General features: G+C 44.0%; 19 protein-coding genes and 2 tRNA genes. 11 read left to right on the forward strand and 10 right to left on the reverse strand.

The features are described from left to right. Positions 1–16: 16 nt before the first annotated feature. The 8 genes from C1721_RS00105 to C1721_RS00145 all read right to left on the reverse strand — a co-directional run bounded on the left by C1721_RS00105 (position 17) and on the right by C1721_RS00145 (position 11,936). Positions 17–1,123, reverse strand: a complete 1,107-nt coding sequence (locus C1721_RS00105; protein WP_102406025.1) for a FimB/Mfa2 family fimbrial subunit — start codon at positions 1,121–1,123, stop codon at positions 17–19. After that, positions 1,120–2,751: a DUF3868 domain-containing protein gene (locus tag C1721_RS00110; protein ID WP_159063520.1), complete on the reverse strand. Its 1,632-nt coding sequence runs from the start codon at positions 2,749–2,751 to the stop codon at positions 1,120–1,122. The genes C1721_RS00105 and C1721_RS00110 overlap by 4 nt, the downstream gene beginning before the upstream one ends. Positions 2,752–2,849: 98 nt before the next feature. Further along, positions 2,850–3,344 carry a DUF3575 domain-containing protein gene (locus C1721_RS00115; protein ID WP_102406029.1) on the reverse strand — a complete coding sequence of 165 codons (495 nt, stop codon included), beginning with the start codon at positions 3,342–3,344 and terminating at the stop codon, positions 2,850–2,852. An 802-nt stretch (positions 3,345–4,146) separates the two neighbouring features. Beyond that, the gene (locus C1721_RS00125; RefSeq protein ID WP_102406034.1) at positions 4,147–6,927 is read right to left on the reverse strand and encodes a BACON domain-containing protein; all 2,781 of its coding nucleotides are present in this window, start codon (positions 6,925–6,927) and stop codon (positions 4,147–4,149) included. Between the two features lie 69 nt (positions 6,928–6,996). Continuing rightward, entirely contained in the window at positions 6,997–8,103 is a 1,107-nt protein-coding gene (locus C1721_RS00130) for a FimB/Mfa2 family fimbrial subunit (RefSeq protein WP_102406025.1), read from the reverse strand. Further along, positions 8,100–9,731, reverse strand: coding sequence for a DUF3868 domain-containing protein (locus C1721_RS00135; RefSeq protein ID WP_159063520.1), 1,632 nt, complete (start codon positions 9,729–9,731; stop codon positions 8,100–8,102). The genes C1721_RS00130 and C1721_RS00135 overlap by 4 nt, the downstream gene beginning before the upstream one ends. A gap of 98 nt (positions 9,732–9,829) precedes the next feature. Next, on the reverse strand, positions 9,830–10,390 hold the full coding sequence (locus C1721_RS00140) for a DUF3575 domain-containing protein (RefSeq protein WP_102405998.1): 561 nt from the start codon (positions 10,388–10,390) through the stop codon (positions 9,830–9,832). A gap of 607 nt (positions 10,391–10,997) precedes the next feature. Beyond that, positions 10,998–11,936 (reverse strand): tyrosine-type recombinase/integrase, encoded by a 939-nt coding sequence (locus C1721_RS00145; protein ID WP_102406036.1) that lies wholly within the window; start codon positions 11,934–11,936, stop codon positions 10,998–11,000. Between the two features lie 142 nt (positions 11,937–12,078). Here C1721_RS00145 and C1721_RS00150 point away from each other — a divergent pair, with 142 nt between their 5' ends. Both C1721_RS00150 and C1721_RS00155 read left to right on the forward strand, forming a co-directional pair. Continuing rightward, positions 12,079–13,230, forward strand: coding sequence for an AAA family ATPase (locus tag C1721_RS00150; RefSeq protein WP_102409163.1), 1,152 nt, complete (start codon positions 12,079–12,081; stop codon positions 13,228–13,230). Positions 13,231–13,485: 255 nt separating this feature from the next. Continuing rightward, positions 13,486–15,123 carry an ABC-F family ATP-binding cassette domain-containing protein gene (locus tag C1721_RS00155; protein ID WP_102406039.1) on the forward strand — a complete coding sequence of 546 codons (1,638 nt, stop codon included), beginning with the start codon at positions 13,486–13,488 and terminating at the stop codon, positions 15,121–15,123. On the opposite strand, the gene C1721_RS00160 is transcribed toward C1721_RS00155, so the two are convergent. Further along, entirely contained in the window at positions 15,120–16,595 is a 1,476-nt protein-coding gene (locus tag C1721_RS00160) for a DUF3943 domain-containing protein (RefSeq protein ID WP_102406041.1), read from the reverse strand. The genes C1721_RS00155 and C1721_RS00160 overlap by 4 nt on opposite strands. Positions 16,596–16,750: 155 nt before the next feature. Here C1721_RS00160 and C1721_RS00165 point away from each other — a divergent pair, with 155 nt between their 5' ends. Beyond that, complete coding sequence (locus C1721_RS00165) at positions 16,751–17,362, forward strand: trimeric intracellular cation channel family protein (protein ID WP_102406043.1); 612 nt, start codon at positions 16,751–16,753, stop codon at positions 17,360–17,362. Positions 17,363–17,367: 5 nt separating this feature from the next. Here the strand turns inward: C1721_RS00165 and C1721_RS00170 are convergent, their stop codons facing one another. Beyond that, positions 17,368–18,543, reverse strand: a complete 1,176-nt coding sequence (locus C1721_RS00170) for a DUF418 domain-containing protein (protein WP_102406046.1) — start codon at positions 18,541–18,543, stop codon at positions 17,368–17,370. A 226-nt stretch (positions 18,544–18,769) separates the two neighbouring features. Here C1721_RS00170 and C1721_RS00175 point away from each other — a divergent pair, with 226 nt between their 5' ends. From C1721_RS00175 to C1721_RS00210, 8 genes are all read left to right on the forward strand, one after another. After that, the gene (locus C1721_RS00175; protein WP_102406048.1) at positions 18,770–19,840 is read left to right on the forward strand and encodes an asparaginase; all 1,071 of its coding nucleotides are present in this window, start codon (positions 18,770–18,772) and stop codon (positions 19,838–19,840) included. A 60-nt stretch (positions 19,841–19,900) separates the two neighbouring features. Beyond that, positions 19,901–20,704 carry an MBL fold metallo-hydrolase gene (locus tag C1721_RS00180; protein WP_102406050.1) on the forward strand — a complete coding sequence of 268 codons (804 nt, stop codon included), beginning with the start codon at positions 19,901–19,903 and terminating at the stop codon, positions 20,702–20,704. A gap of 83 nt (positions 20,705–20,787) precedes the next feature. Beyond that, positions 20,788–20,860, forward strand: a tRNA-Lys gene (locus C1721_RS00185). Positions 20,861–20,894: 34 nt separating this feature from the next. Beyond that, positions 20,895–20,967, forward strand: a tRNA-Lys gene (locus C1721_RS00190). A 228-nt stretch (positions 20,968–21,195) separates the two neighbouring features. Continuing rightward, positions 21,196–21,870, forward strand: coding sequence for a hypothetical protein (locus tag C1721_RS00195; protein WP_102406053.1), 675 nt, complete (start codon positions 21,196–21,198; stop codon positions 21,868–21,870). Positions 21,871–22,207: 337 nt separating this feature from the next. Then, positions 22,208–24,025 carry a thiol protease/hemagglutinin PrtT gene (locus C1721_RS00200; RefSeq protein WP_102406055.1) on the forward strand — a complete coding sequence of 606 codons (1,818 nt, stop codon included), beginning with the start codon at positions 22,208–22,210 and terminating at the stop codon, positions 24,023–24,025. 26 nt (positions 24,026–24,051) lie between these two features. Further along, complete coding sequence (locus C1721_RS00205; RefSeq protein WP_102406057.1) at positions 24,052–24,912, forward strand: pyridoxamine kinase; 861 nt, start codon at positions 24,052–24,054, stop codon at positions 24,910–24,912. A 50-nt stretch (positions 24,913–24,962) separates the two neighbouring features. Further along, positions 24,963–25,898, forward strand: coding sequence for a ketopantoate reductase family protein (locus C1721_RS00210; protein ID WP_102406059.1), 936 nt, complete (start codon positions 24,963–24,965; stop codon positions 25,896–25,898). The last annotated feature ends 13 nt before the right edge of the window (positions 25,899–25,911 follow it).

Below are 25,911 nucleotides of genomic sequence, written 5' to 3' on the forward strand. Positions count from 1 at the left end.
CTTTTTTCGGAACGCCCTACATGAAGCCGCCGATGTTTCCGCCGTCATTCCAGTCCATCACGATGGCTGATGATACGATTATCCCACCGGAGGGATCAACCTCCACCACCAGGTCAAACTCCTGGCGAAGATTATTATCAAGATCAATCTGCATCGAACGAAAGTATTTCCAAAGGTCAATCTCCTTGATTAGCGGACTGTCGCCGGCGTAAAGGCAGAAGACAGGATGCGTGTCGTTCGTCAGACGGTAGGTTACAAACTCCCCCGAGACACTGCCCGTTATCTCCATCTTCACATCTATCCTGTGGTGCACGAAAGAAGCATCAGCCTTGCCCGGGATATAATAGAAGACGCCCGAACGCGTGACCGTTTCGTCCGTCTCATTGTAATAAGAGTGAGGAGAACCTTTGATCTCCGAACCGGGACGGAACTGATAGGAAGACGGTATATCTTTCAGCGTCATCACAAAGTTCCGGGTATTGGCCGGAGCACGCCCCTTCCACTTTACCATAATATTCAGCTTGCAATGGCTGTGAACCATGTCGATGCGCTGACGGCTCACGCCTTGGCCTTGCACCGAAAACGTGGTATGACCGTAGTACAGCTTTTCGGAGTTCTTATGCCACGAAGCCGTCGATTTAGTTTGGCTGTATGGATTATCGAGATACAGTTTCATTTCATCCAGCGTGGTCTTGCCCACCTCGAAGGGGGTTACGTGGCTTGCCGTGTCCAGGTTCGCCCAGTTCACCAGCGTGTATTTGCCCGGACCTAATGTGAACTCGCCATATAATATCTTATTCCTGTCAACCAGATCATTAACCTGACGGAGGATACCGTTCTCATCGTACACGAACTCACGCATACTGTGGATATAATCAGGCAACACGTTCGCCGTACCGCTACCCGTATACCAATATTCCAAACGTACATTATACGGACACTCACCCAGTTCCCCGTCAAGCGTACACGAAGCGGTTAAGCCCAGTGCAAACAAAGCCGGAAAGATGGCACGCAGATGACACAGACAGGCACGGATTAACGCAGATAGATTTTCTTTAATAAAGAATCCGCGCATATCTGTATTATCTGTGTTATCTGTGTGCCTTAGTTTTAGTGTACTCATAGCTGCACCTCCAATCTTAAAAGGTTCTCACGGGCTTTAGGGGCATCCGATTTCAAGGCCTTGCGGAAGTAATACTCGGCCTCCGCACGGTTGCCTTCGATAAAGCACAATACACCGTAGTTGTTGTATGCACGCGGATCGTCCTTAAAGCGGTCCAGGTATTCGTGGGCTGATTTGGTATCGCCAACCAACAGGACGGCGGCAGCCGCATTCACGTTGGCTGTGATGTCATCCGGATAAAGGTTAGCAGCGATCTCGTAAACCTCCCGGAACTGAACCGTACCCGGGCGGTAGAAATGCGATACGCTCATGATCTCTTCCAAGCTGAGCAACTCAGGATGGGTATAAAGAAGTTGGGAAGCCTCCCGGTCTGTGACGTTCCTCACCTCGTAGGCGACCATCAGTTCGATACGGCGCAGTTTCGGGAAGTAATCCCGCAACAGTTCCTTATAAGGCGCACCGCCGTCCAACTCCATCAGGTAACGCTCCCTACCCTCGAAGATGCCGTAGTTGTCGATGATGAAGTTCACCGATTTCTTATAAGGTAACGAGGACTCGTTTACCAGCTTTCTCAAACCTTCCCAGTCTTCCCCCACCCAAGCAGTGAGCAAGGGGCATTGCTGCAAATCGTAATAGCGGCTGAGATAAGTCTTGAAGCCTTCACTGCGACGTTTAGATAAGGCCTCATTATCATAATAAGCGCCGTCAGGCGAGGAATAACCCGTGATCTGGATATGGCGGAAACGGGCCATATTATCTTTTAGAAGAGGTTGCAAAAGAACGTCCACTTTTGACAGTTCGGCCTTATTGTTCCCAAACGAAGGAACGACTGTGGAGACGCCTTTCGGGTAATCTATATAAGCCGTAGCCGTGGAGGTACGCACCTTGACAGGCTCGTCTTTTGGGACTAAATAATTCACCATATCCGAGAAAGCAGAACTCTCCACCTCGCGGATGACACGCACAGCAGGAACGGTTGCCAAAGCAGGCTGCTGAACACCCGGCTGAGCGCAAGGCGGCGTCAGGTTAATGTCTTTAGTAAGGACATCGTTGGCAAGGAGCAGTTCCGTACAACAATCCTTGCTGACTTGTTTAAGAATAAGGGAGGCATGCTCCATCCAAGAAGCGTAAGGGATGCTGACGCGGTAACGCAGGTTATAACTGCTGCCCCGTCTGACACCTACCCAAACGTGGTAAGGCTCTATTTTCTTCGGGTCGGGATCGACCGTTTCTTCACGTCTGTCGAAGCGGGCGCGCTGGCTACCCGACAAGACGATCGGAGGCAAAACGATACGCTTGCCTTTATAATGCAATTCAGGGACAAGGCTCAACGACTGCTCAGAAGGGATGCGGATACCGTTAGCCATGATCTTCAAATCGATACGCACACTGTCATCCCTTACCTCCATGTTCTGGGGGATTATACGGATACCTATCTCCGAACCTGAAACCGTCTTCTTTGAATCCGCCCGAACCGACGCGCTGCACAAAAGCAACGCAATAAACAGTATTATTGCACGCAGATAACACAGACGGGCGCAGATCAACACAGATAGATTTTCTTTAAAAAAACATCTGCGTAGACCTGTACGATCCATGTCATCTGTGTGCAATAAGACTATATCCATTCCCATATCTTTATTTTTTCTCTTCTCTCTCTTCTCTTTTCCCCGTTTTTCTCTCTTCTCTCCTACCAACTACCAACTACTAACTACCAACTACTTCTTCAATGAATCAAGTAAATAATCGAAATGCCCAGCTTCGTCGGGCCGTAGTAATGGCGTTTATAGCGGCCTATCAGTTCAGCGCATTCGGAACATACATATTTATTGTATTCCAGGTAGGCGTAACCAACCCCTAACGACAACTCCAACCCCCAACGCCTGCCGAGGGCAAAGTGGTAACCGTATGATACCCCGCCGCCATACAGGTGGCCGCGATAGGTGTATTGATCAAGTTCGGGGATAAAAGGTATCTGACCGATATTGTATTTAGACCAAAGGCCGTGGACGCCGAAGAAGTGACCTTCAAAACTCTTGCAAGGCCAGTAACGGAACTCGGGCTGAACCAAAACATGACGCAGGCTCATACCGTCGGGCAAAAATGTCCACGCGTTATAATTGCCGGAAATATCAAGGGAAGTTTTATGACCCAAAGCGATCTCAACGCCTAGATTCGGCGTCGTAGTGGCCCAATAAGCAAGGTTCGTTTTGGTTGCTATGNTGTGATGTCATCCGGATAAAGGTTAGCAGCGATCTCGTAAACCTCCCGGAACTGAACCGTACCCGGGCGGTAGAAATGCGATACGCTCATGATCTCTTCCAAGCTGAGCAACTCAGGATGGGTATAAAGAAGTTGGGAAGCCTCCCGGTCTGTGACGTTCCTCACCTCGTAGGCGACCATCAGTTCGATACGGCGCAGTTTCGGGAAGTAATCCCGCAACAGTTCCTTATAAGGCGCACCGCCGTCCAACTCCATCAGGTAACGCTCCCTACCCTCGAAGATGCCGTAGTTGTCGATGATGAAGTTCACCGATTTCTTATAAGGTAACGAGGACTCGTTTACCAGCTTTCTCAAACCTTCCCAGTCTTCCCCCACCCAAGCAGTGAGCAAGGGGCATTGCTGCAAATCGTAATAGCGGCTGAGATAAGTCTTGAAGCCTTCACTGCGACGTTTAGATAAGGCCTCATTATCATAATAAGCGCCGTCAGGCGAGGAATAACCCGTGATCTGGATATGGCGGAAACGGGCCATATTATCTTTTAGAAGAGGTTGCAAAAGAACGTCCACTTTTGACAGTTCGGCCTTATTGTTCCCAAACGAAGGAACGACTGTGGAGACGCCTTTCGGGTAATCTATATAAGCCGTAGCCGTGGAGGTACGCACCTTGACAGGCTCGTCTTTTGGGACTAAATAATTCACCATATCCGAGAAAGCAGAACTCTCCACCTCGCGGATGACACGCACAGCAGGAACGGTTGCCAAAGCAGGCTGCTGAACACCCGGCTGAGCGCAAGGCGGCGTCAGGTTAATGTCTTTAGTAAGGACATCGTTGGCAAGGAGCAGTTCCGTACAACAATCCTTGCTGACTTGNTAGTAATTACATTAGAAGAAACTACTGTTCCGTCAGTATTATTAGTCAGTTTGATAATAGCTTTACGTTCTGCTCCTGTAGAATTTGTTTTCGAACCATCACTAGCCATAGCAACTGTCAATTCAGTTGCACTAGTCAATGTAGCAGTTAGCCATGTAACAGTAGCATCGGCTTCGTCTACAACAGAAACCGTCCAATCTGATGTATTATCTATATCACCGTTAATAGTTATTGTTGAAATATCCAAACCTGTACCATCAACTGCAACAGAACCCGTTTCTGTTGCAAAAGACGGTTCCGTCTTTCCGGCAGGCTGAGAAACAGTGATTGTTTTTGCTTCACTTGTTGCTGATTCCGTAACAGTAATAGTTGCTGATATTGCCTTATAAGTCTCGTTAGCAGCATCCGGAGCTACAGTAAAGTCACCATTACCTGTTACAGTTGTATAAGAACCGCCTAATGAAAAACCGGCACCTGTTAAAGCAGCAGTCCAGGTATTTGTCTGATCTCCCAGTGTTACGGCGATTGTTTTTGTATTAGTAGAAGTTTCTGCTGCGGTAAAAGAAAGAGACGATTGATCTACCGAGATAGCCGCAACAGCTGCCGTACCTGCTTTCTGAGTAATCGTAATCGTTTTATAAACTTCTGTCGGTTTCGTTGTATTAGCAATCTTCAAAACTGCTGTACGCGGGCTTGTTGTATTGTTAGCAGCGGCTGAAATACCGATATAACCGTTATTTCCATCTACAAGAGTCTGAGCTTTTGAAATAGTCAACCAATCATTACCACTTTCAACAGAAGCAGTCCATGCAGAAACAGCAACAACTGTTACTTTACGTTCGCCTGCTGATGTTTGTCCGATAACAGCTGCATCAGCAAATCCTGTTGCAGGAATACTATCCATCTTGTAATTATTAGCATTATCCTTGTCAACCAGTGTACCACGTGCAGCCAAACGGATAGAACCGATATTCTGGGCAGCCTGTTTTACTACGATATACTGAACCACTTTATCAGCGCCTTCTACGCCTGCAATAGTAATCTTGATAGAATCCACACGGGCATTATCCGTATTGTTCTTGTCTGCTACAATAGAGAATGTGCCCGAGCCTGTGCCGGTTTTATCGGCATTAGCATCTGAGAAGGCAGGATCTACAGTTCTGGTTAAAACGGCTTCATCCGTCAGCGTGAACCAGTCAGCGCTTTCAGATGCTGTCCATGTAGCTGCTACCGGTACGTCTACATGAATGTTCATAGAATCGGATGACATCTTTTCACCGGAGAAGCTGATTACGTTTCCAGCCAATAAAGAACCGGACAAATCGATATAAGAGGTTGCATTAGGAGCCTGTTTAACAACCAACGGTTGTTTGATGGAAGGACGTTTTACGTTCTGAACGATCACTGTTCCCACGCGGGCTTCTTTACTGCTTGGGTTTGTAGTAAGAGTAACCAGTTTGAATGACTTCATTACCGAATCACCCGGCAGAGCAGAGAATTCGATCCAGTCGCAATCGTCAGACTTGATCAGTTCCCATTCTTCATCGGCTGCTACGTTAATAGTTACAGAGTCGGTAGAAGCTATACCAGTTGTTGCGGCTGGCAAAGAAAGCGTATTGTCCGCAAATTCCTGACCTTCTTTTAATCCGGCAGCATCAACGCTCAGCTTGATAGTTCCGTGAGTAACATCGGTATTAACCGTATCGCCAACCACCCAGTCTTTAACTTCCAATGTAGCGTCAAGCGTACCCGAACCTACATTTAAAATACTCAATAAATAACGGTTGTTTGCTTCAATAGGAATTGTGTTCGGATCACTCTGAACCTTTTTAAACTCTACATTGTAAACCTGAGCTGCTCCGGCCAATGTTTCGCCTACCAGAGATAACTTGATATCTTTAGTTTCTTCGGCTGTTGCAGGATACATATAAAATACGCTCTTGCTTTCACCGTAGTTGCTGTTTTCGTAGGCAGTAAAGTCTATGATAGGAAGACTGGCCACGATAGCCGGTTTATAAGGAGTAGCCTGCGGGAAGATACTGTTGTTTCCCGGTACGTCTTTCAACACGATCTCGCCGATCTTGAAAGATGACTCTTCACACCAGTTCAACACGTCGAAACGTGCCATACGGCGTGTCAGGCGAACTTCCTGGTTTCCACCTAATCCACCTTCGGGTACTGTAACAGTTCCGCTTTCAGGGAAAGAGGCGCTCATAAGCAACGGACATTCGATATGGCCTTTTAATGTATTTGTAGCCTTTGCCAGGAACGCGGTAGTATCCGTTACACCCAGTTCCAGACTATCCAGCGACAGATGTTCGCGGCCGTTGGCTACGAAATAGAACTTTTTCTGTTCGCCCGGATAAACCGAGATGGTTGCCTGGTAAGAGTTTCCTACCGGCAAAAGCGTAAACGAGCTGTTAGCCTCTCCGCTTCTAAAGATTTCTTTCAAAATCACCGGTTTAGGATCTGCAGCCAATGAGTCTTCGCCGAACACATAAATGTCAAGCGTTTTCAATTCATTTTCAGCATCCGTTGCCAATGCTGCGTAAGGCACTACTCCCTGAGCTGTGCCCGGAAAAACAAACGTAATCGTTTTCCCGTCGATGTTGCCTGTACCGCCACCACCGGGGAAAAGAGAATCGTTGTCATCGCTACAAGCCGTCATCATCAGACCGGCCAGAGCCACTAAATAATACTTCTTTTTCATAACTAAATAATTAATTAATAAATTAGTAAATATGGGTTATACCATTTCATTATCTTTTTTCGGAACGCCCTACATGAAGCCGCCGATGTTTCCGCCGTCATTCCAGTCCATCACGATGGCTGATGATACGATTATCCCACCGGAGGGATCAACCTCCACCACCAGGTCAAACTCCTGGCGAAGATTATTATCAAGATCAATCTGCATCGAACGAAAGTATTTCCAAAGGTCAATCTCCTTGATTAGCGGACTGTCGCCGGCGTAAAGGCAGAAGACAGGATGCGTGTCGTTCGTCAGACGGTAGGTTACAAACTCCCCCGAGACACTGCCCGTTATCTCCATCTTCACATCTATCCTGTGGTGCACGAAAGAAGCATCAGCCTTGCCCGGGATATAATAGAAGACGCCCGAACGCGTGACCGTTTCGTCCGTCTCATTGTAATAAGAGTGAGGAGAACCTTTGATCTCCGAACCGGGACGGAACTGATAGGAAGACGGTATATCTTTCAGCGTCATCACAAAGTTCCGGGTATTGGCCGGAGCACGCCCCTTCCACTTTACCATAATATTCAGCTTGCAATGGCTGTGAACCATGTCGATGCGCTGACGGCTCACGCCTTGGCCTTGCACCGAAAACGTGGTATGACCGTAGTACAGCTTTTCGGAGTTCTTATGCCACGAAGCCGTCGATTTAGTTTGGCTGTATGGATTATCGAGATACAGTTTCATTTCATCCAGCGTGGTCTTGCCCACCTCGAAGGGGGTTACGTGGCTTGCCGTGTCCAGGTTCGCCCAGTTCACCAGCGTGTATTTGCCCGGACCTAATGTGAACTCGCCATATAATATCTTATTCCTGTCAACCAGATCATTAACCTGACGGAGGATACCGTTCTCATCGTACACGAACTCACGCATACTGTGGATATAATCAGGCAACACGTTCGCCGTACCGCTACCCGTATACCAATATTCCAAACGTACATTATACGGACACTCACCCAGTTCCCCGTCAAGCGTACACGAAGCGGTTAAGCCCAGTGCAAACAAAGCCGGAAAGATGGCACGCAGATGACACAGACAGGCACGGATTAACGCAGATAGATTTTCTTTAATAAAGAATCCGCGCATATCTGTATTATCTGTGTTATCTGTGTGCCTTAGTTTTAGTGTACTCATAGCTGCACCTCCAATCTTAAAAGGTTCTCACGGGCTTTAGGGGCATCCGATTTCAAGGCCTTGCGGAAGTAATACTCGGCCTCCGCACGGTTGCCTTCGATAAAGCACAATACACCGTAGTTGTTGTATGCACGCGGATCGTCCTTAAAGCGGTCCAGGTATTCGTGGGCTGATTTGGTATCGCCAACCAACAGGACGGCGGCAGCCGCATTCACGTTGGCTGTGATGTCATCCGGATAAAGGTTAGCAGCGATCTCGTAAACCTCCCGGAACTGAACCGTACCCGGGCGGTAGAAATGCGATACGCTCATGATCTCTTCCAAGCTGAGCAACTCAGGATGGGTATAAAGAAGTTGGGAAGCCTCCCGGTCTGTGACGTTCCTCACCTCGTAGGCGACCATCAGTTCGATACGGCGCAGTTTCGGGAAGTAATCCCGCAACAGTTCCTTATAAGGCGCACCGCCGTCCAACTCCATCAGGTAACGCTCCCTACCCTCGAAGATGCCGTAGTTGTCGATGATGAAGTTCACCGATTTCTTATAAGGTAACGAGGACTCGTTTACCAGCTTTCTCAAACCTTCCCAGTCTTCCCCCACCCAAGCAGTGAGCAAGGGGCATTGCTGCAAATCGTAATAGCGGCTGAGATAAGTCTTGAAGCCTTCACTGCGACGTTTAGATAAGGCCTCATTATCATAATAAGCGCCGTCAGGCGAGGAATAACCCGTGATCTGGATATGGCGGAAACGGGCCATATTATCTTTTAGAAGAGGTTGCAAAAGAACGTCCACTTTTGACAGTTCGGCCTTATTGTTCCCAAACGAAGGAACGACTGTGGAGACGCCTTTCGGGTAATCTATATAAGCCGTAGCCGTGGAGGTACGCACCTTGACAGGCTCGTCTTTTGGGACTAAATAATTCACCATATCCGAGAAAGCAGAACTCTCCACCTCGCGGATGACACGCACAGCAGGAACGGTTGCCAAAGCAGGCTGCTGAACACCCGGCTGAGCGCAAGGCGGCGTCAGGTTAATGTCTTTAGTAAGGACATCGTTGGCAAGGAGCAGTTCCGTACAACAATCCTTGCTGACTTGTTTAAGAATAAGGGAGGCATGCTCCATCCAAGAAGCGTAAGGGATGCTGACGCGGTAACGCAGGTTATAACTGCTGCCCCGTCTGACACCTACCCAAACGTGGTAAGGCTCTATTTTCTTCGGGTCGGGATCGACCGTTTCTTCACGTCTGTCGAAGCGGGCGCGCTGGCTACCCGACAAGACGATCGGAGGCAAAACGATACGCTTGCCTTTATAATGCAATTCAGGGACAAGGCTCAACGACTGCTCAGAAGGGATGCGGATACCGTTAGCCATGATCTTCAAATCGATACGCACACTGTCATCCCTTACCTCCATGTTCTGGGGGATTATACGGATACCTATCTCCGAACCTGAAACCGTCTTCTTTGAATCCGCCCGAACCGACGCGCTGCACAAAAGCAACGCAATAAACAGTATTATTGCACGCAGATAACACAGACGGGCGCAGATCAACACAGATAGATTTTCTTTAAAAAAACATCTGCGTAGACCTGTACGATCCATGTCATCTGTGTGCAATAAGACTATATCCATTCCCATATCTTTATTTTTTCTCTTCTCTCTCTTCTCTTTTCCCCGTTTTTCTCTCTTCTCTCCTACCAACTACCAACTACTAACTACCAACTACTTCTTCAATGAATCAAGTAAATAATCGAAATGCCCAGCTTCGTCGGGCCGTAGTAATGGCGTTTATAGCGGCCTATCAGTTCAGCGCATTCGGAACATACATATTTATTGTATTCCAGGTAGGCGTAACCAACCCCTAACGACAACTCCAACCCCCAACGCCTGCCGAGGGCAAAGTGGTAACCGTATGATACCCCGCCGCCATACAGGTGGCCGCGATAGGTGTATTGATCAAGTTCGGGGATAAAAGGTATCTGACCGATATTGTATTTAGACCAAAGGCCGTGGACGCCGAAGAAGTGACCTTCAAAACTCTTGCAAGGCCAGTAACGGAACTCGGGCTGAACCAAAACATGACGCAGGCTCATACCGTCGGGCAAAAATGTCCACGCGTTATAATTGCCGGAAATATCAAGGGAAGTTTTATGACCCAAAGCGATCTCAACGCCTAGATTCGGCGTCGTAGTGGCCCAATAAGCAAGGTTCGTTTTGGTTGCTATGTGCTGGCCGTATAAATTGCCGGCAGAAAGCAAACAAATAAGCAATTGTAACAATATTCTAACCATTTTATCTTCTTTTTTCTAAAAGAGCTTTATAAACTCTTTTAATGTCCCTTATTTGTGAAATAAGGGACAAAAGACGTAGAATAATGATTTTCAATGCTATACAAAGCCTTACTGACCAAAATAATAAATTTATACGCCGGTTTTATATTTCTTGATAGAGGTTAAATTACAATACTTGGGAGTAAGTTTTTATGCATAGGAAAATGAGGGCGATATTTGGCTAAAATGTCAGCATCCCTTATCTTTTTTTTACGGTTTACCGCTTTTTATAAATGTTTATTTACATATTTAGGGGCGAATTTGGGCACAAAGATGTAAATGGATGTTAAGGGCAAAAAAGGGGCTGTCCAAACTTTGTCTATAATTGAGCTTTGATGAGGCGTTTTTTCAATTTTTGATTAGATTTAGCCTGAACTATTTATAAAAATAAGCCTTTTTAACTTTTATTTGTCAAAAACCTCACATAAATCCTTTCACATTTATTTTTAATATCTACCTTTGCAGGCGTAACCCCATTGACTTTCGGGTTTTGGGGAAATAAAAGGGTGAAATTTCGTGTTGTTCTGACTTTAAAAATAGGGGATGTCCCTTATTTCACAAATAAGCGTCACCGGGAGCGGCGCACTATGTTATCCAAGCTCCGGATTACCTGCATATTTGCTTTATCCAATACCATCTGGTCCAAACTGCTCAGGTAAAAACGCGTTGTCTTCTCCGACGTATGGCCCAGGGATTCACCGATTATACCTAACGGCGTATGCAAACGCTTCGCCTCCATCGCCCACGCATGACGCGCCACGTAAGAAGTAAGCTTCACCGGTAAGTCCAGTCTATTCCCGATACGGCACAAACGGCGGTTATACGTACGGAGGCTGGATTTGTATTCCGTGTACGAAGGATCAGCCTTTTTAAGGATCGGGAAAAGGTAATCGCCAACGCCCTTGCCGGAATACTTATTCAATAACGCGCTCATCCCCTTGGACAGGCGGATACTGATACGGATATTCGTCTTGCGGCGGTAATAAACCAGGAAACCGTCCACCAGGTTCGCCGTGGTAAGGTAAGCCAGGTCTACAAACGGGATACCGCAAGTCATAAAACTAAAGATAAACAGGTCACGCGCAAACGACAGTTCACCTTCGCCATCCAGGTCGCACAACGCAATCTTTTTCAGTGCATCCACATCTATCGTGGCTTTATCCGTACGCTTCGGACTGAAACGGATATGCGAAAAAGGATTGGAATCCTTCGGGGCGAGGCGGTCGCTTACCGCCGAGTTGTACACCGTACGCAGGCAACTAAGGTACGTGCACTGGGAATTGGGGCTGAGGTTGGCCAGCCTCATCGAACTCTCGAAGTCGCGCATGAAACGCAACGTTACCTCCTTGAACGGAAGGCTGGAAGAATTGATAAAACTCTTCAAACGGTTACGTGTACTACGGTAAATACCCGCCGTACCCGAACGACGGTTCTTTTCCAACATCTTACAACGGGAATCCATGTACGCCAAAAGGTCACGGCCCGAATACTGCTTTTCTGTCTTCATACTTTTCTGTTTTTTTATTCAACATAAGAGTTATTGATAAACAAAAGAAGAGAAGAATTTGTTCCCAAACACGAGAAAACAGAAATCTTTGCATTCCCTTCCTGTCAAGCCGACTCCATTATTTGTAGAAAAGAATGAAACTATGGCAAAAACGATAAACCCCTTTATTGTGACTGGCAAAATCGAACCGGAATACTTCTGTGACCGGATACAGGAATCCGCCCGGCTGGTGAAATCCATCACAAATGGGAACAATATGGTCATTATCTCTCCCCGTCGTATGGGAAAGACGGGGCTTATTCAATTTTGCTACGAGAAACCGGAAATCAAAGAATCCTACTACACCTTTTTTATTGATATTCTCCATACATCGAGTTTGCGGGAGTTCACTTATATACTGGGCCGGGAGATTTATGAAACATTACTGCCCCGCAGCCGGAAGATGACAGACCTTTTCATTCAGACCCTTAAATCCATCAGTGGAAAATTCGGATTCGATCCGATTTCAGGCACACCGACATTTAATATCGAACTGGGTGACATAGACCGTCCGGAATATACGCTGGATGAGATTTTCCGTTATCTGGAAACAGCGGACAGACCTTGTATAGTGGCTATCAACGAATTTCAGCAGGTTGCCAAATATCCCGAAAAAGATATCGAAGCCTTACTGCGTACCCACATTCAGAAAATAAGGAACAGCCATTTCATCTTTGCAGGCAGTGAACGACATATGATGCAAGAAATGTTTCTGTCTGCTGCCCGTCCATTTTATCACAGCGCGGATATATTGGAACTGAATGTGATTGCTCCGGAAATCTATATTCCATTCATTGTAGGGCATTTTGAGAAACAGAATCGACGAATCGACGCGGCAGACGCAGAACGAGTATATATGCTTTTTAAGGGGCACACCTACTATATCCAGAAAACTTTCAACGAAGCTTTCGCCGATACGCCGGAAGGAAAAACGTGTACGCTGGAAACAATACGAACTGCTATCGGCAACATTGTAGCATCGAATGATACGATTTTCCGTGAAATCCTGTCTAACATTCCCGAAAAACAAAAAGAACTGCTTTATGCTATCGCCAAAGACGGAGAGGCTGAGCGTATCACGTCCGTTCAATTTATCAAGCAACATAGCCTGTCTTCGGCAAGTTCGGTTCAATCCGCCGCAAAGAAATTGCTCGAAAAGGACATCATCACTGAGATTAACAAGTTTTTTTCGGTAACGGATAAACTATTCGCAATGTGGATTGCCCAAATGTACGGGAACAAAATTATAATCTAACTCTGGAAAAATCCAATTAACCGAAGAAATTAACGCCAAATTACTGAATTGTGTTTTAATCAAAAACATATCTTTGAGGTAAAATATAGTGTTAAGGTTGTTATTCGCACATAGTATAATATGAATAATAAAATTACGTATAACTTTTGAGTATGAACTATTTTTTTACGTTCTTTGCCGGCAATTTACTCAATTAGGGAAAAGCTCAAGACTATGGGCGTGCCCTTTCTTTAAATATTTTACAATAAAACCAGAATGATCTCTATAGACGGACTAACAGTTGAATTTGGCGGTAGCGCACTTTTTTCGAACATTTCTTTCGTGATAAATGAAAAAGACCGTATTGCCCTGATGGGTAAAAACGGGGCAGGTAAATCGACATTACTAAAGATACTTGCAGGAGTACGCGAACCGACACGTGGAAAGGTTTCCGCCCCTAAAGACACAGTAATAGCTTATCTCCCTCAGCACCTGATGACGGAAGACGGAAGAACCGTATTTGAGGAAACAGCACAGGCTTTTGCCCATCTGCATGAAATGGAAGCGGAAATTGCCGCTATCAATAAAGAACTGGAAACCCGCACGGATTATGATTCGGAAAGTTATTACGAACTGATAGAGCGCGTTTCCACATTAAGTGAAAAGTTTTATTCCATTGAAGAAATAAATTACGATGCCGATATAGAAAAAACACTACTCGGGCTGGGATTCAAACGGGAAGATTTTAACCGGCAAACCAGTGAATTCAGTGGCGGATGGCGGATGCGTATAGAGCTGGCCAAACTCCTGCTGAAAAAGCCGGACGTCCTTTTACTGGATGAGCCGACCAACCACTTGGATATAGAGTCTATCCAATGGCTGGAAGATTTCCTGATAGACAACGGGCAGGCGGTAGTCGTAATCAGCCACGACCGCGCATTTGTAGACCGTATCACGACCCGCACGATAGAGGTGACAATGGGACGTATCTATGACTATAAAGTAAACTACAGCCAATACCTTCAACTGCGCAAAGAACGCCGTGAGCAGCAACAAAAGGCTTTCGACGAGCAACAGAAATTTATTGCCGAAACAAAAGAGTTCATAGAACGTTTTAAAGGGACTTATTCAAAGACCTTGCAAGTACAGAGCCGCGTCAAGATGCTGGAAAAATTGGAAATACTGGAAGTGGACGAAGAAGATACTTCCGCCTTACGCCTGAAATTCCCGCCTTCTCCCCGCTCCGGCTCTTATCCCGTCATTATTGAAGGCGTATCAAAAAGCTACGGGGAACATACCGTATTCCGGAATGCCAACCTGACCATAGAACGCGGAGATAAAATAGCGTTTGTAGGGAAAAACGGCGAGGGAAAATCGACGCTGGTAAAATGTATCATGAAAGAGATTGAACATGAGGGGATGCTGACCATCGGGCACAATGTGATGATTGGCTATTTCGCACAGAACCAGGCTTCTTTATTGGACGAAAACCTGACTGTTTTCCAGACAATTGATGATGTAGCGCAAGGAGATATCCGCAACAAGATAAAAGATTTGCTCGGTGCATTTATGTTCGGCGGGGAGAATTCTGCCAAAAAGGTAAAAGTCCTTTCCGGCGGAGAACGTACGCGACTGGCGATGATTAAGTTGTTGCTGGAGCCTGTGAACCTGCTGATATTGGACGAACCGACCAATCATTTGGATATGAAAACCAAAGATATATTAAAGCAGGCATTACTCGACTTTGACGGAACTCTGATCGTTGTTTCCCACGACCGTGACTTTCTGGACAGCTTGGTTACAAAGGTGTACGAATTCGGAAATCAAAAAGTAACCGAACATCTGGAAGGCATTTACGAATTCATGCAGCGGAAAAAGATGGAAAACCTGAGAGAATTGGAGCGGGGAAATTAAATCCTCACTCCTAAACTTAACATCACATCGTATGTAGAGCTTTCTATATCATCATAATATTTATAATGCGTACGACGGGAAAAATAACGATTGCTCAAAACGATATTCCACCGGTTCTTTATCATATAAAATAATTTAGTGGAAAAGACCGTCAGACGTGCATTGCCCGTATCGCCTTGCACGTTGAGCGTTGTAGGGTCTATTGTATTCCAATCTATATCAGGATCATAGCCTTTCCATGTAAAAATATGATAGTTTTCCAAATCGAGCAAAAGCCCCCAACGCTTATTATAAGCCAATCCGGTATATAATTTCACACTGTATCCGCTACCCAGGTTATAGTCCCGTTCTTCCAATTTCAGATAATCGGAAACGCTGGCGCCAAGCGCAACCCCGGTAGTGTAAAATTCGGCAAACACATCCACTTTGTCGTCGGGTGTAGATTCTTTATAATAAATCAATCCCCCGCCTAAAGCAGCCGCTTCCGATATACGGTACGGGGCAACTTCCCTCGAACTGTTCGTACGCAGTTCCGAATCATAATAATCAAAATGCTGGAATATACCGGCTGTCAAAGCGCGCGGTCCTTTACTCCAGATTCTTTTTCCCCAAAGAGCCCCCACAGCATTAACCTGGCTTACAACAGGCTGGGTGGAAAAAAGGTCTATGCCGAAACGGAACTGAAACCATTCATACGGTGAATAGAATTCGTCGTGAAACGGATTTCCGTAATCCAACCGGAAATCTATATTCAGGCTGGTAGTTCCATGCTTGGAATGCTCCTGTTCCGCCAGAAAACGAGGTCCCATGCTCACAATGAAATTTATCGGAACCTTTGAATAAGTACGCCCTTTTGACGTACTATGCCGCCATGCTTCCCCCGTTATAATACGATTGAGGGCACGCACCGGAGAGAGCACGCCCGCCAGCACTTCACGCCCTACGCGCTCCATACCCGACGAACGATTATCTATAAACAAATCCGATAAACGGAACGTAATTTCCCCCAGTTCCACACCGCCGAAAGTAGTTGCCAGCATATCGTTAATGGAAGGAGGTTCGGCTTCCATAAAAAACTCCCACATCAAGCTGCCCCCGGCTGAAAAGGGTATAGATTGCCAGAAATTCATCCCGTTACTACGGGCCGCATTAAAATACAATGATCCGTGATAAGGATGCGAAAACAAATTGGTGGAAAATTTATCGGTATCCCACACCGGGCCTTTCCTGAAATTACTCTTTATCGTACTTCCGTTAATACGGGCGAAATCTTCATTCAACATATAACGGTCGAAAGCCCATACGGCCATATTCAATCCAAAAACTTCGGCCGCAGCCCTCCACGGATTACGAGGAGTAAACAAGGTTGTATCACTGATATAATTTCGACTGTCCGTCATCGGAAAATGCTGCCCCCATGACCATTGAGCCGATAATAACAGAATCAGCCCGGATATCACTAATATTCTCATCCTTACTCTCTTTTCTTCTCTTCAAAGTATGATTTTAAACACAAACATATATATAATAAACAGCAAAGCATTCGTTTCGTTTAAATTATTGTTAGGTATTCTTAATACAAACCCTCAGATTACAAACAAATCCGTATTTTTGCAGAAAAAACAAAATGATCAACTTTATCACCCTCTGCGACTATACAGGAACATTTGCATTCGCAATAAGTGGTATCCGGTTAGCTTCGGCCAAACAATTTGATTGGTTCGGCGCATACGTCATAGGTGTGGTAACCGCCGTGGGAGGAGGAACATTACGTGATATTCTGTTAAACACGACCCCTTTCTGGATGGAACAGGAGTCTTATCTTATCATATCGGCGCTGGCCCTGTTGTTCGTGATCATTTTCAGGAAATACGTTATCAGTTTAAATAATACATTCTTCATTTTTGATGCCATAGGATTGGGGCTTTTCGGAGTTGTAGGTATAGAAAAAGCATTATCGTTCGGTTTCCCGATGTGGGTAGCCATCGTTATGGGAACAATAACGGGCGCGTTCGGGGGTATGATCCGCGATATACTTATTAATGAAGTTCCTTTGATATTCCGGAAAGATATTTATGCCCTGGCATGCGTATTGGGAGGCGTTGTATATTATGTATGTATGCTACTTTCATTCTCACCTCCTCTCACACAGCTTATAGCGGCAGCCAGCATATTCATCTCCCGTGCGTTAGCAGTAAAGTATCATATAAGTGTACCTGTATTGAAGGGAGAAGAATAGCGGTATTATTTGCTTGTACCCATCCAAGTCCATTTGTGCCAGATATGCTCCAAAGGCCCTTGTTTATGCTTACTTAACCACCATTTACAGAACTGTACCTGCAGCAAGAAAGTAAATATACCAATCAACAGGCTTATTGTATATCCGCAGTAAGGCGCAAGATACAGACCGAATGGGAAATAGATAACAGCTCCTATAATGGACTGGCTGATATAGTTTGTAAGGCTCATTTTACCATAAAAACGCAGATTGCCCAGCATTTTACTGAATGTTCTGTTTTGGTAAAGAATCACGAAGGACGCAACCAGTACCAACGTAAAAGCCAATTTTTGCCACATATCAAATGCTGTTCCTGCCGTCTGTTGTATAATTGTGTCATTTTTCATAACAAGCTCTTTCAGCGTGTATAAAGGTGCAAATACAATTGCCGAAACAATCAATGTTTTTATCCATAAACGCAGGCTATTTTCTGAAGAAACAAACAGTTGCTTTCTACCGATGTAGAAACCAAGCAGGAACAGGCCGGCAGTCTGAAAGAAACGTCCGGCATTAACAGCCCATAGCAAGCTGGCTTTTTGCCCCAATGTGATATTTCCAAAAATGAACTTTCCGAAATTTCCGGCTTTTGTGTATTCTGCCACTTCTGCATACATTTCACCGACTTTCAAGTCGGGCAACTGATGTGCCGGATTTATCAGGTTGGCAATATAGTGATACCATTCCACAGGTTGTAGCAGAAAGACTATAGAGGTTATAAGAATAGCCCTGTCGCTCCAGTTACGGGTAAAAAACAGCACAAGACCGACTACTGCAAACAGCAGCAGCACATCCCCTGCCGGGAAAAAAGCGGCATTCAATGTCGCAAAACCGACCAGCAACACCAAACGCCACAGGAAACGATACCCGAAATCCTTACCTTGTTTTTTCTGATTGTTAGTCTGGATATAGAATGTCAAGCCGAATAGCAGGGCAAAGATTGCATACGCTTTTCCGGCAAAAAGACTGAAAATTACATTAAAAACTCCCTGATCCAAAATGTTCAGCCAGTCCGGTGAGTCTGTCGGATATACCGGAAAGATGAAATGTTCCAGATTATGGACCAAGATAATAGCCATTACAGCAAACCCACGCAAAGCATCCACGACCTCAATGCGAGATTCTTTTTTTAGAAGCTGTTCCATTTTATTTAGGTGATTATATACCTGTTTTCATTCGTTTAATTTGATGTTTCGCATCCCGACCTACCAACCATAAATTCAAGTTCTCCACCGGTATTATCAAGTTTATATTTGAATGCTTTTATCATATTACAAATATGGTCACTTAATAAAATATATACAAATTATTAAGAAATCATTTTGGCGTAAAGTCGTATATAATTACCATAATTACTACCTTTGTGTCCTAATGACAGCGAATATGAATAACGAACAGGGGAAAGCCTCTATTCTACTGATATATACCGGAGGTACTATCGGTATGATGGAGAATTCGGAAACAGGCGTACTGGAATCTTTTAATTTCCAGCATCTCAAAGATAATATGCCGGAGCTTAAAAAACTGGGATATTCAGTTTCTACCATCCAATTCGACCCGCCGATGGACTCGTCGGAAATGGGGCCTGAGTCGTGGATGAAAATTGTAAAAATCATTGCGGAGAACTACCAGCAATATGACGGGTTTGTAGTATTGCACGGAACAGATACAATGTCATTTACAGCCTCTGCTTTAAGCTTCATGCTTGAGAATTTGAGCAAACCGGTTATTCTGACGGGTTCCCAACTGCCAATCGGCATGCTGAGAACGGACGGGAAGGAAAACCTGATTACCGCCATAGAAATAGCGGCCGCCAAAGAGAATGGGATACCTGTCGTTCCGGAAGTCTGTATTTTCTTTGAGAACGATTTGTTACGAGGAAACCGTACCAGCAAAATTAATGCCGATAATTTCAACGCTTTCCGTTCCTATAATTATCCGGCATTGGCGCATGCGGGAATTTACATTAAATATGATGTTTCCCAAATATATCATCCGGTATCACGCAAGCCGTTGAAACCTCATTACTTGTTGGACAGGAATATTGCCATACTGAAACTGTTTCCGGGTATTTCACCGCAGGTAATAGAAAGTATCCTGAATATTCCGGGATTAAAAGGAGTTGTAATGGAAACATTCGGTAGCGGGAACGCTTCTTGCCAGGAATGGTTCCTTCATATGCTGAAAGATGCGGTAGACAGGGGTATCGTTATTGTAAACGTAACCCAATGCAGCGCAGGAAGCGTGGAAATGCACAGGTATGAAACCGGACACAAACTGCTGGAGGCAGGCGTAATAAGCGGCTTCGACAGTACAACGGAAAGTGCCGTAACAAAACTGATGTTCCTTTTCGGACACGGGCTGACACCATCTGAGGTTAAGGATCATATGAACTGTTCACTTATCGGAGAAGTTACTATCCCCGATTCATTCCGTCCCTGAATAAACAGGTACGGAAAACGTTATGTAGAATACAAAAGCAGTGATGCGGAATATAAGATTATGAAACTATCATTTCTAAGTTTAGCAAGCGGAAGCAGCGGTAACTGCTATTATCTGGGTACCTCCGAATTCGGGGTGCTAATTGATGCAGGCATCGGAATACGTACAATAAAGAAAGTGTTGAAAGACCGGGATATCGATTTTTCCAGGATTGTTGCGATCTTAATTACACACGATCATGCAGACCATATCAAAACCGTTGGCTACTTAGGCGAAAAGCTTTGTATACCGGTCTACTCCACCGAAGGAGTACACAAAGGGATAGATAAAAGCAGGTATGTAGAAGAAACATTAATCCGTTCGCGCAAAATTATAGAAAAAGAAGTGCCTTTTATGATACGGGATTTCCGGATTACCGCTTTCGAAGTTCCGCACGACAGTACCGACAGCGTAGGTTACCATATAGAATACGGAGAGCATAAATTTACTTTTGCCACCGATGTAGGGCATATCACTGAGACTGTAAGTAAATATATGTGTAAAGCGACGGAGTTGATTATAGAGGCGAACTATGATGAGGAAATGCTGAGGTTCGGTACTTACCCCGCTTTCTTAAAAGAACGCGTAGCCAGTCCGACAGGTCACCTTAGCAACCGTGAAGCCGCCGAATTTCTTGCAACTCATTACGATCCGAAGCTGAAACACATCTGGCTATGCCACCTCAGCCGTGACAACAACCATCCGGAACTGGCATATAAGACAATAGACATACGTTTGTTTGAGGAAGGAATACGTGTTGGAAAAGACGTTTTACTAACGGCTTTAAAACGCACAACCCCTTCTGAGCTATTCGATTTTGAGTAAATATATATATTCAAAAAAAGCAAAGAAAAGTTTGCGGAGAAAAATTAAAACTCTATCTTTGCACCCGCAATAAAGAGAGAAATGACTTGGTAGCTCAGTTGGTAGAGCAAATGACTCTTAATCATTGGGTCGAGGGTTCGAGCCCCTCCCAGGTCACTTGATAAATAGAATATCCAACAAAAAAAATTCCGACTCGGTAGCTCAGTTGGTAGAGCAAATGACTCTTAATCATTGGGTCGAGGGTTCGAGCCCCTCCCGGGTCACAGATAAGCAACAAGTTAATAAACAGCATTTTACAGTTTAATCTGTGAAGTGCTGTTTTTGTTTTTATCCCATTTCAACGGAAAAAATGCCAAAAACAGCCGAATTTAATGTGTTTATATTATTTGACAATCGGATAAAAATGGTTTTCTTTGTGCACGTTCATGCAAAGTGTGGATATCTATCAGGGTATGAAGACAAAGAATACTAGTAATTGAATAAAGGAAATAATGAAGAAACTCATATTATTATTAACTATACTTCTTGCATTTACAGGATGCAGCAAAGACGATGAAACCTCTAATGTCGATTTAACAGGCAAATACATTTCAGAAGAAGCCGGTATTAAAGAGATCTTCCTTTTATCCTTAGATAAGGATATGACAGGATCATGGGAAAATTATAATTTAGGTAAATTGGAAGATAAAGAATCATTTACATGGAGTGTTTCAAACAAAGAGTTATCTCTTAACTACTTAAATGGAGAAACTGAACAATCGTCCTATAAAATAAATGCAGATGAATTGTTTGTAGGAGATGTTACGTACAGGAAAATACCGGACGGAGAGTTTTCTGATCTGGCAGGACATATATATGCAGCAGCAGACTGGCTACCATCATCACACCAAACAATCTATGTTACTTACTATTTCAAACTAGATGGAACTATTGAAATCGAACATAGATATGAAGGACGTGAAGGTCAATTATATTCTAAAACAAAAGGAAAATATAAAACAGAAGCATCTAAACTCCTTCTAACAATTCAAAGTATTCAGGACTGTGATGATTGTTTTAATAATTTTGATGCAACAATATCCATTGATAAAAAATCCTTCACATATGAAGTATATGATGTTTCAATCGGCAAAAAAAGGATATTAATGTTTTATGCTGTAAAATAGTCAAAACGATGAATCTAACAAAAACGAAATTGTTAAATTCATACCGATTTGAAACTAATTTGAAAATCAAAAAACAATTTGCAGCCACAAAGAATTACAATCACATATCTTCCATTGAAAAAAGCCTGCTCCCTATTTCATATTTAAATAAAACCGTCTTCCTCAACACTTTTACTTTAATCGAAATTACAGTACATTAAAAAGCAGAAAACCTTAATCGCATACACCTATTATCATCAATCCCTTAACTGTTTATAAACAACCATCTATTCATTTCCATTGTTATGAATATCTAATGACACCCGAATAATAGTATAAACGCTAAAACAAAATGTACATGAGACGTTTTTTTACTTTTCTTTTTGCCGTATCGTCGGTAATATCGATAAATGCAACTCCTGTTGATTTAAAACAGGCGGAAAATGTGGCTCTCAGTTTTATGAACAGTAATTTTCCACAAACCAGAGCCAAACAAATAGAATTAGTTCCGGTATGGTCTGATGTCACGATGACAAAATCGACCGCAGAAACAAAAGCCAGTTTTTACGTATTCAACTTAACCGATAAAAAAGGCTTTATAGCTATCGCCGGAGACGATAACGTATATCCTATCCTTGGATACAGTATGCAATACCCCTTTAAGGCAGACTCCATGCCTCCAAATCTGAAAGCCTGGTTCGAAGGTTACAGGCAACAAATTTCATGGGTAAGGAAGAATACATCCTCCGTCTCTAAAAAAGTGAAAGAAGCCTGGAGCAATCTCCGTAACGCCAGTTACCAATTAAAAGCAGACGGTGTACAACTTACAACCGTATTATGGGATCAGATGGCACCATACAATAATTTATGCCCCAGTGTAAACGGAGAAAAAACACCTACCGGATGTGTTGCGACGTCGACTGCCATTGCCATGCAATATCATAAATGGCCGGATGTAGGACAAGACAGCCATACTTACACCTCTACAACATACGGTTTCACTCTGTCTGCAACATTTGATACTCCTTACGCATGGGATAATATGCCTGCTACTTATACGGCAGGAGAATACACAAGCGAACAAGCACAAAACGTAGCAACATTAATGTATGATTGCGGCGTCTTTTCAAATATGGATTACGCTCCGGATAACAGCGGCGCTCTTACTTTAACGGCAGCACAGGGGCTAGTGAACTATATGAAATATGATAAATCACTTCAGGTATTACAACGGAATGGGTATCAGGATACGGAATGGGAAAATATCATTAAAAACGAGCTAAATAATAACCGTCCCGTTGTTTACGCCGGGCAGAATGACAAACAGGAGGGGCATCAATTTATTCTGGATGGTTACAATGAGAGCAACTACTTCCATGTGAACTGGGGTTGGAGCGGACTTGCCAATGGTTTTTATCTGCTATCCGTACTGGAACCGGAAGTTCAAGGAACAGGAGGCAATAGCGGCGGAGGCTTCTCCGTCAACCAAAGCGCTATGATAAGCTTAAAAAAAGCAGAAGCCAACTCCTCTTATCAGGATGTACTTTATTTATTTGCCGGAGAAAGCGACGGTGAAATATTCAACGGACTATCGACTACCACATCTCCTATTATTTCAAACACCGAGTTTATGGTAAAGGCCGGATTCATAGGTAATTTCAGCATACGGGATTTCACAGGGACTATCGCTTTGGCTTTAGTTGACCAAAGCGGAAATACCAAACAATTCATTTCTCCGCAAGAAACCCTGACCGCTTTGGAAATTGACAATGGAACTGCCGGAGAATTCCCATGTATAATAACGACTAATATCGCTTCCACAGACCGTATCCGGCTAATGTACAAAAGCAGTGATTCCGATAATTGGAAATGGGTTCGCAAAAGCGGAAACACGACCGACGAAATAGTAATAAGTAATCCGACATCTACAGATAAGATTGAAAACGACCTGAATATATCCATCGCATCAGACGGCGAAGGAAATATAGCCGTCAACTCACCGTCGGTAATCCATGAAGTAACGTTGTACGATACAAACGGACGTATGCTAAACAAACAGGAAGGAATAAACAGCCGGACTGTTTCACTTTCTTATACCCAATATCCGCAGGATATTTACATTCTCCATATCTTTACGGCAGACGGCAGAATCAGTCATAAAATTGTAAAGAACTAAATTGTAGATTAAACAACATATTAAAGATGAAAAATAAAACCTATTTAAAACGCGTAGCAGCCATTCATGATTTATCCGGCTTCGGCAAATGTTCCCTAACGGTTGCACTCCCTATAATATCGGCCGCTGGTATTGAAGTAAGCGCACTTCCGACAGCCGTTTTATCCACTCATACAGGAGGCATTGACGGTTATACTTACCGTGATCTCACAGAAGATATGCGTCCTATTACAAAACACTGGAAGTCTTTGGATATCCAGTTTGATGCCATATATAGCGGTTTCCTGGGCTCCTTTGAACAGTTGGATATTGTAAAAGAATTTTTCCATCAGTTTAGAACAGACAAGAATCTGATTCTTGTTGATCCAGTAATGGCCGATAACGGAGAATTATATAAAATATTCACTCTCGATTTTGCAAAGGGTATGAGATCTTTATGCGAAAAAGCAGACATTATCGTCCCCAATCTGACAGAAGCCGCATTGCTTCTGGATGAACCATATCAACCTGGTCCCTATACGCAAGCCTATATAGAAAACACATTGAAAAAGTTGAGTAAACTCGGACCGAAGAAGATTGTATTAACCGGTGTATATTTCAAAGAAGACGAATTGGGCGCCGCCACTTACGAAACAGCCTCTAACACCACCGGCTATTTCTTTGTAAAAAGAATACCCGGTTATTATCACGGGACAGGTGACGTTTTTGCCAGCGCATTGTTATCGGCCCTGCTTAACAACTTCAATCTGGTAGAATCGACAGCTATAGCCGTACGTTTTACAGCCAACAGTATATTAAGGACATACAAAGCGCAAACAGATTACCGGTTTGGGGTAGATTTTGAACAATGCATACCGGATTTTCTGAAAGAACTAAAACTTGTATAAGTCAATTTCGATTTTATTTTCCATCTTTGCAAAATACAAGACAGATCATTATGAGTAAATTAAAAATTGCAATTTCCGGGATAGGCGCCGTAGGAGGCTACTATGGTGCTATGATGATTTTACGCTATAAAGAAAAACAAATAGCTGATTTCTATTTCATCTCCAGAGGAGACAACCTGCGCGCTATTCAAGAACGTGGCTTACAAGCAAGAACCGGTATACGTACAATTACAGCTATTCCAACTCTCGCAACCGATAATCCGGCTGAAATAGGCCCGGTGGACTATGTGTTTTGCTGTACGAAAAGTTATAATTTAAAGGAAAACATTTTACAATTAAAACCATTACTGGGCCCGGAAACCGTTATTATTCCATTACAAAACGGCATTAATATCACCGAACAAATACAAGAATTGCTGCCCGGCCAGCCTGTCTGGAAGGGGTGTACTTATATTGGTTCCCGGCTAATAAGACCCGGATATGTAGAAAAATTCAGCGGAAAGGAAAGGTTATTCTTCGGTTCGGAAAACGGAGATGAAGAAAAGCAAAAAACGTTACTTACCCTATTGACAAACGCGCACATCAAAGCCTATAATCCCAAGGATATGAATACTCGTATCTGGAAAAAATTCATGATGATATCGCCTGCCGCAACCATCACTTCTTTTTTCAACCAGAACATCGGTCAGGTTATAGATCAACATTATGACATGTTTGTTACACTTAGCAGTGAGCTAAAAAATGTCGCAGAAGCCAAAGGGATACAATTTCCCGGCAATATTGTGTACAAATCCATTGAAGCACAAAAAATGATGCCTGCCAACGCAACGACATCCATGCATTCCGATTTTCTTTTGGGCAAGCCTACCGAGTTGGAAACTTTGACCGGTTATGTTGTCCGTACAGCCGAAGAGCTGGGAATAGAAGTGCCGACTTATAAGTTCATGTATAAAGGGCTAGCTGAAATCCCTTATCCCCGTTCATAAACGGATAAAAAAA

It is taken from the genome of Parabacteroides bouchesdurhonensis (genome assembly GCF_900186615.1).
GTDB classification, from domain to species: Bacteria; Bacteroidota; Bacteroidia; order Bacteroidales; family Tannerellaceae; genus Parabacteroides; species Parabacteroides bouchesdurhonensis.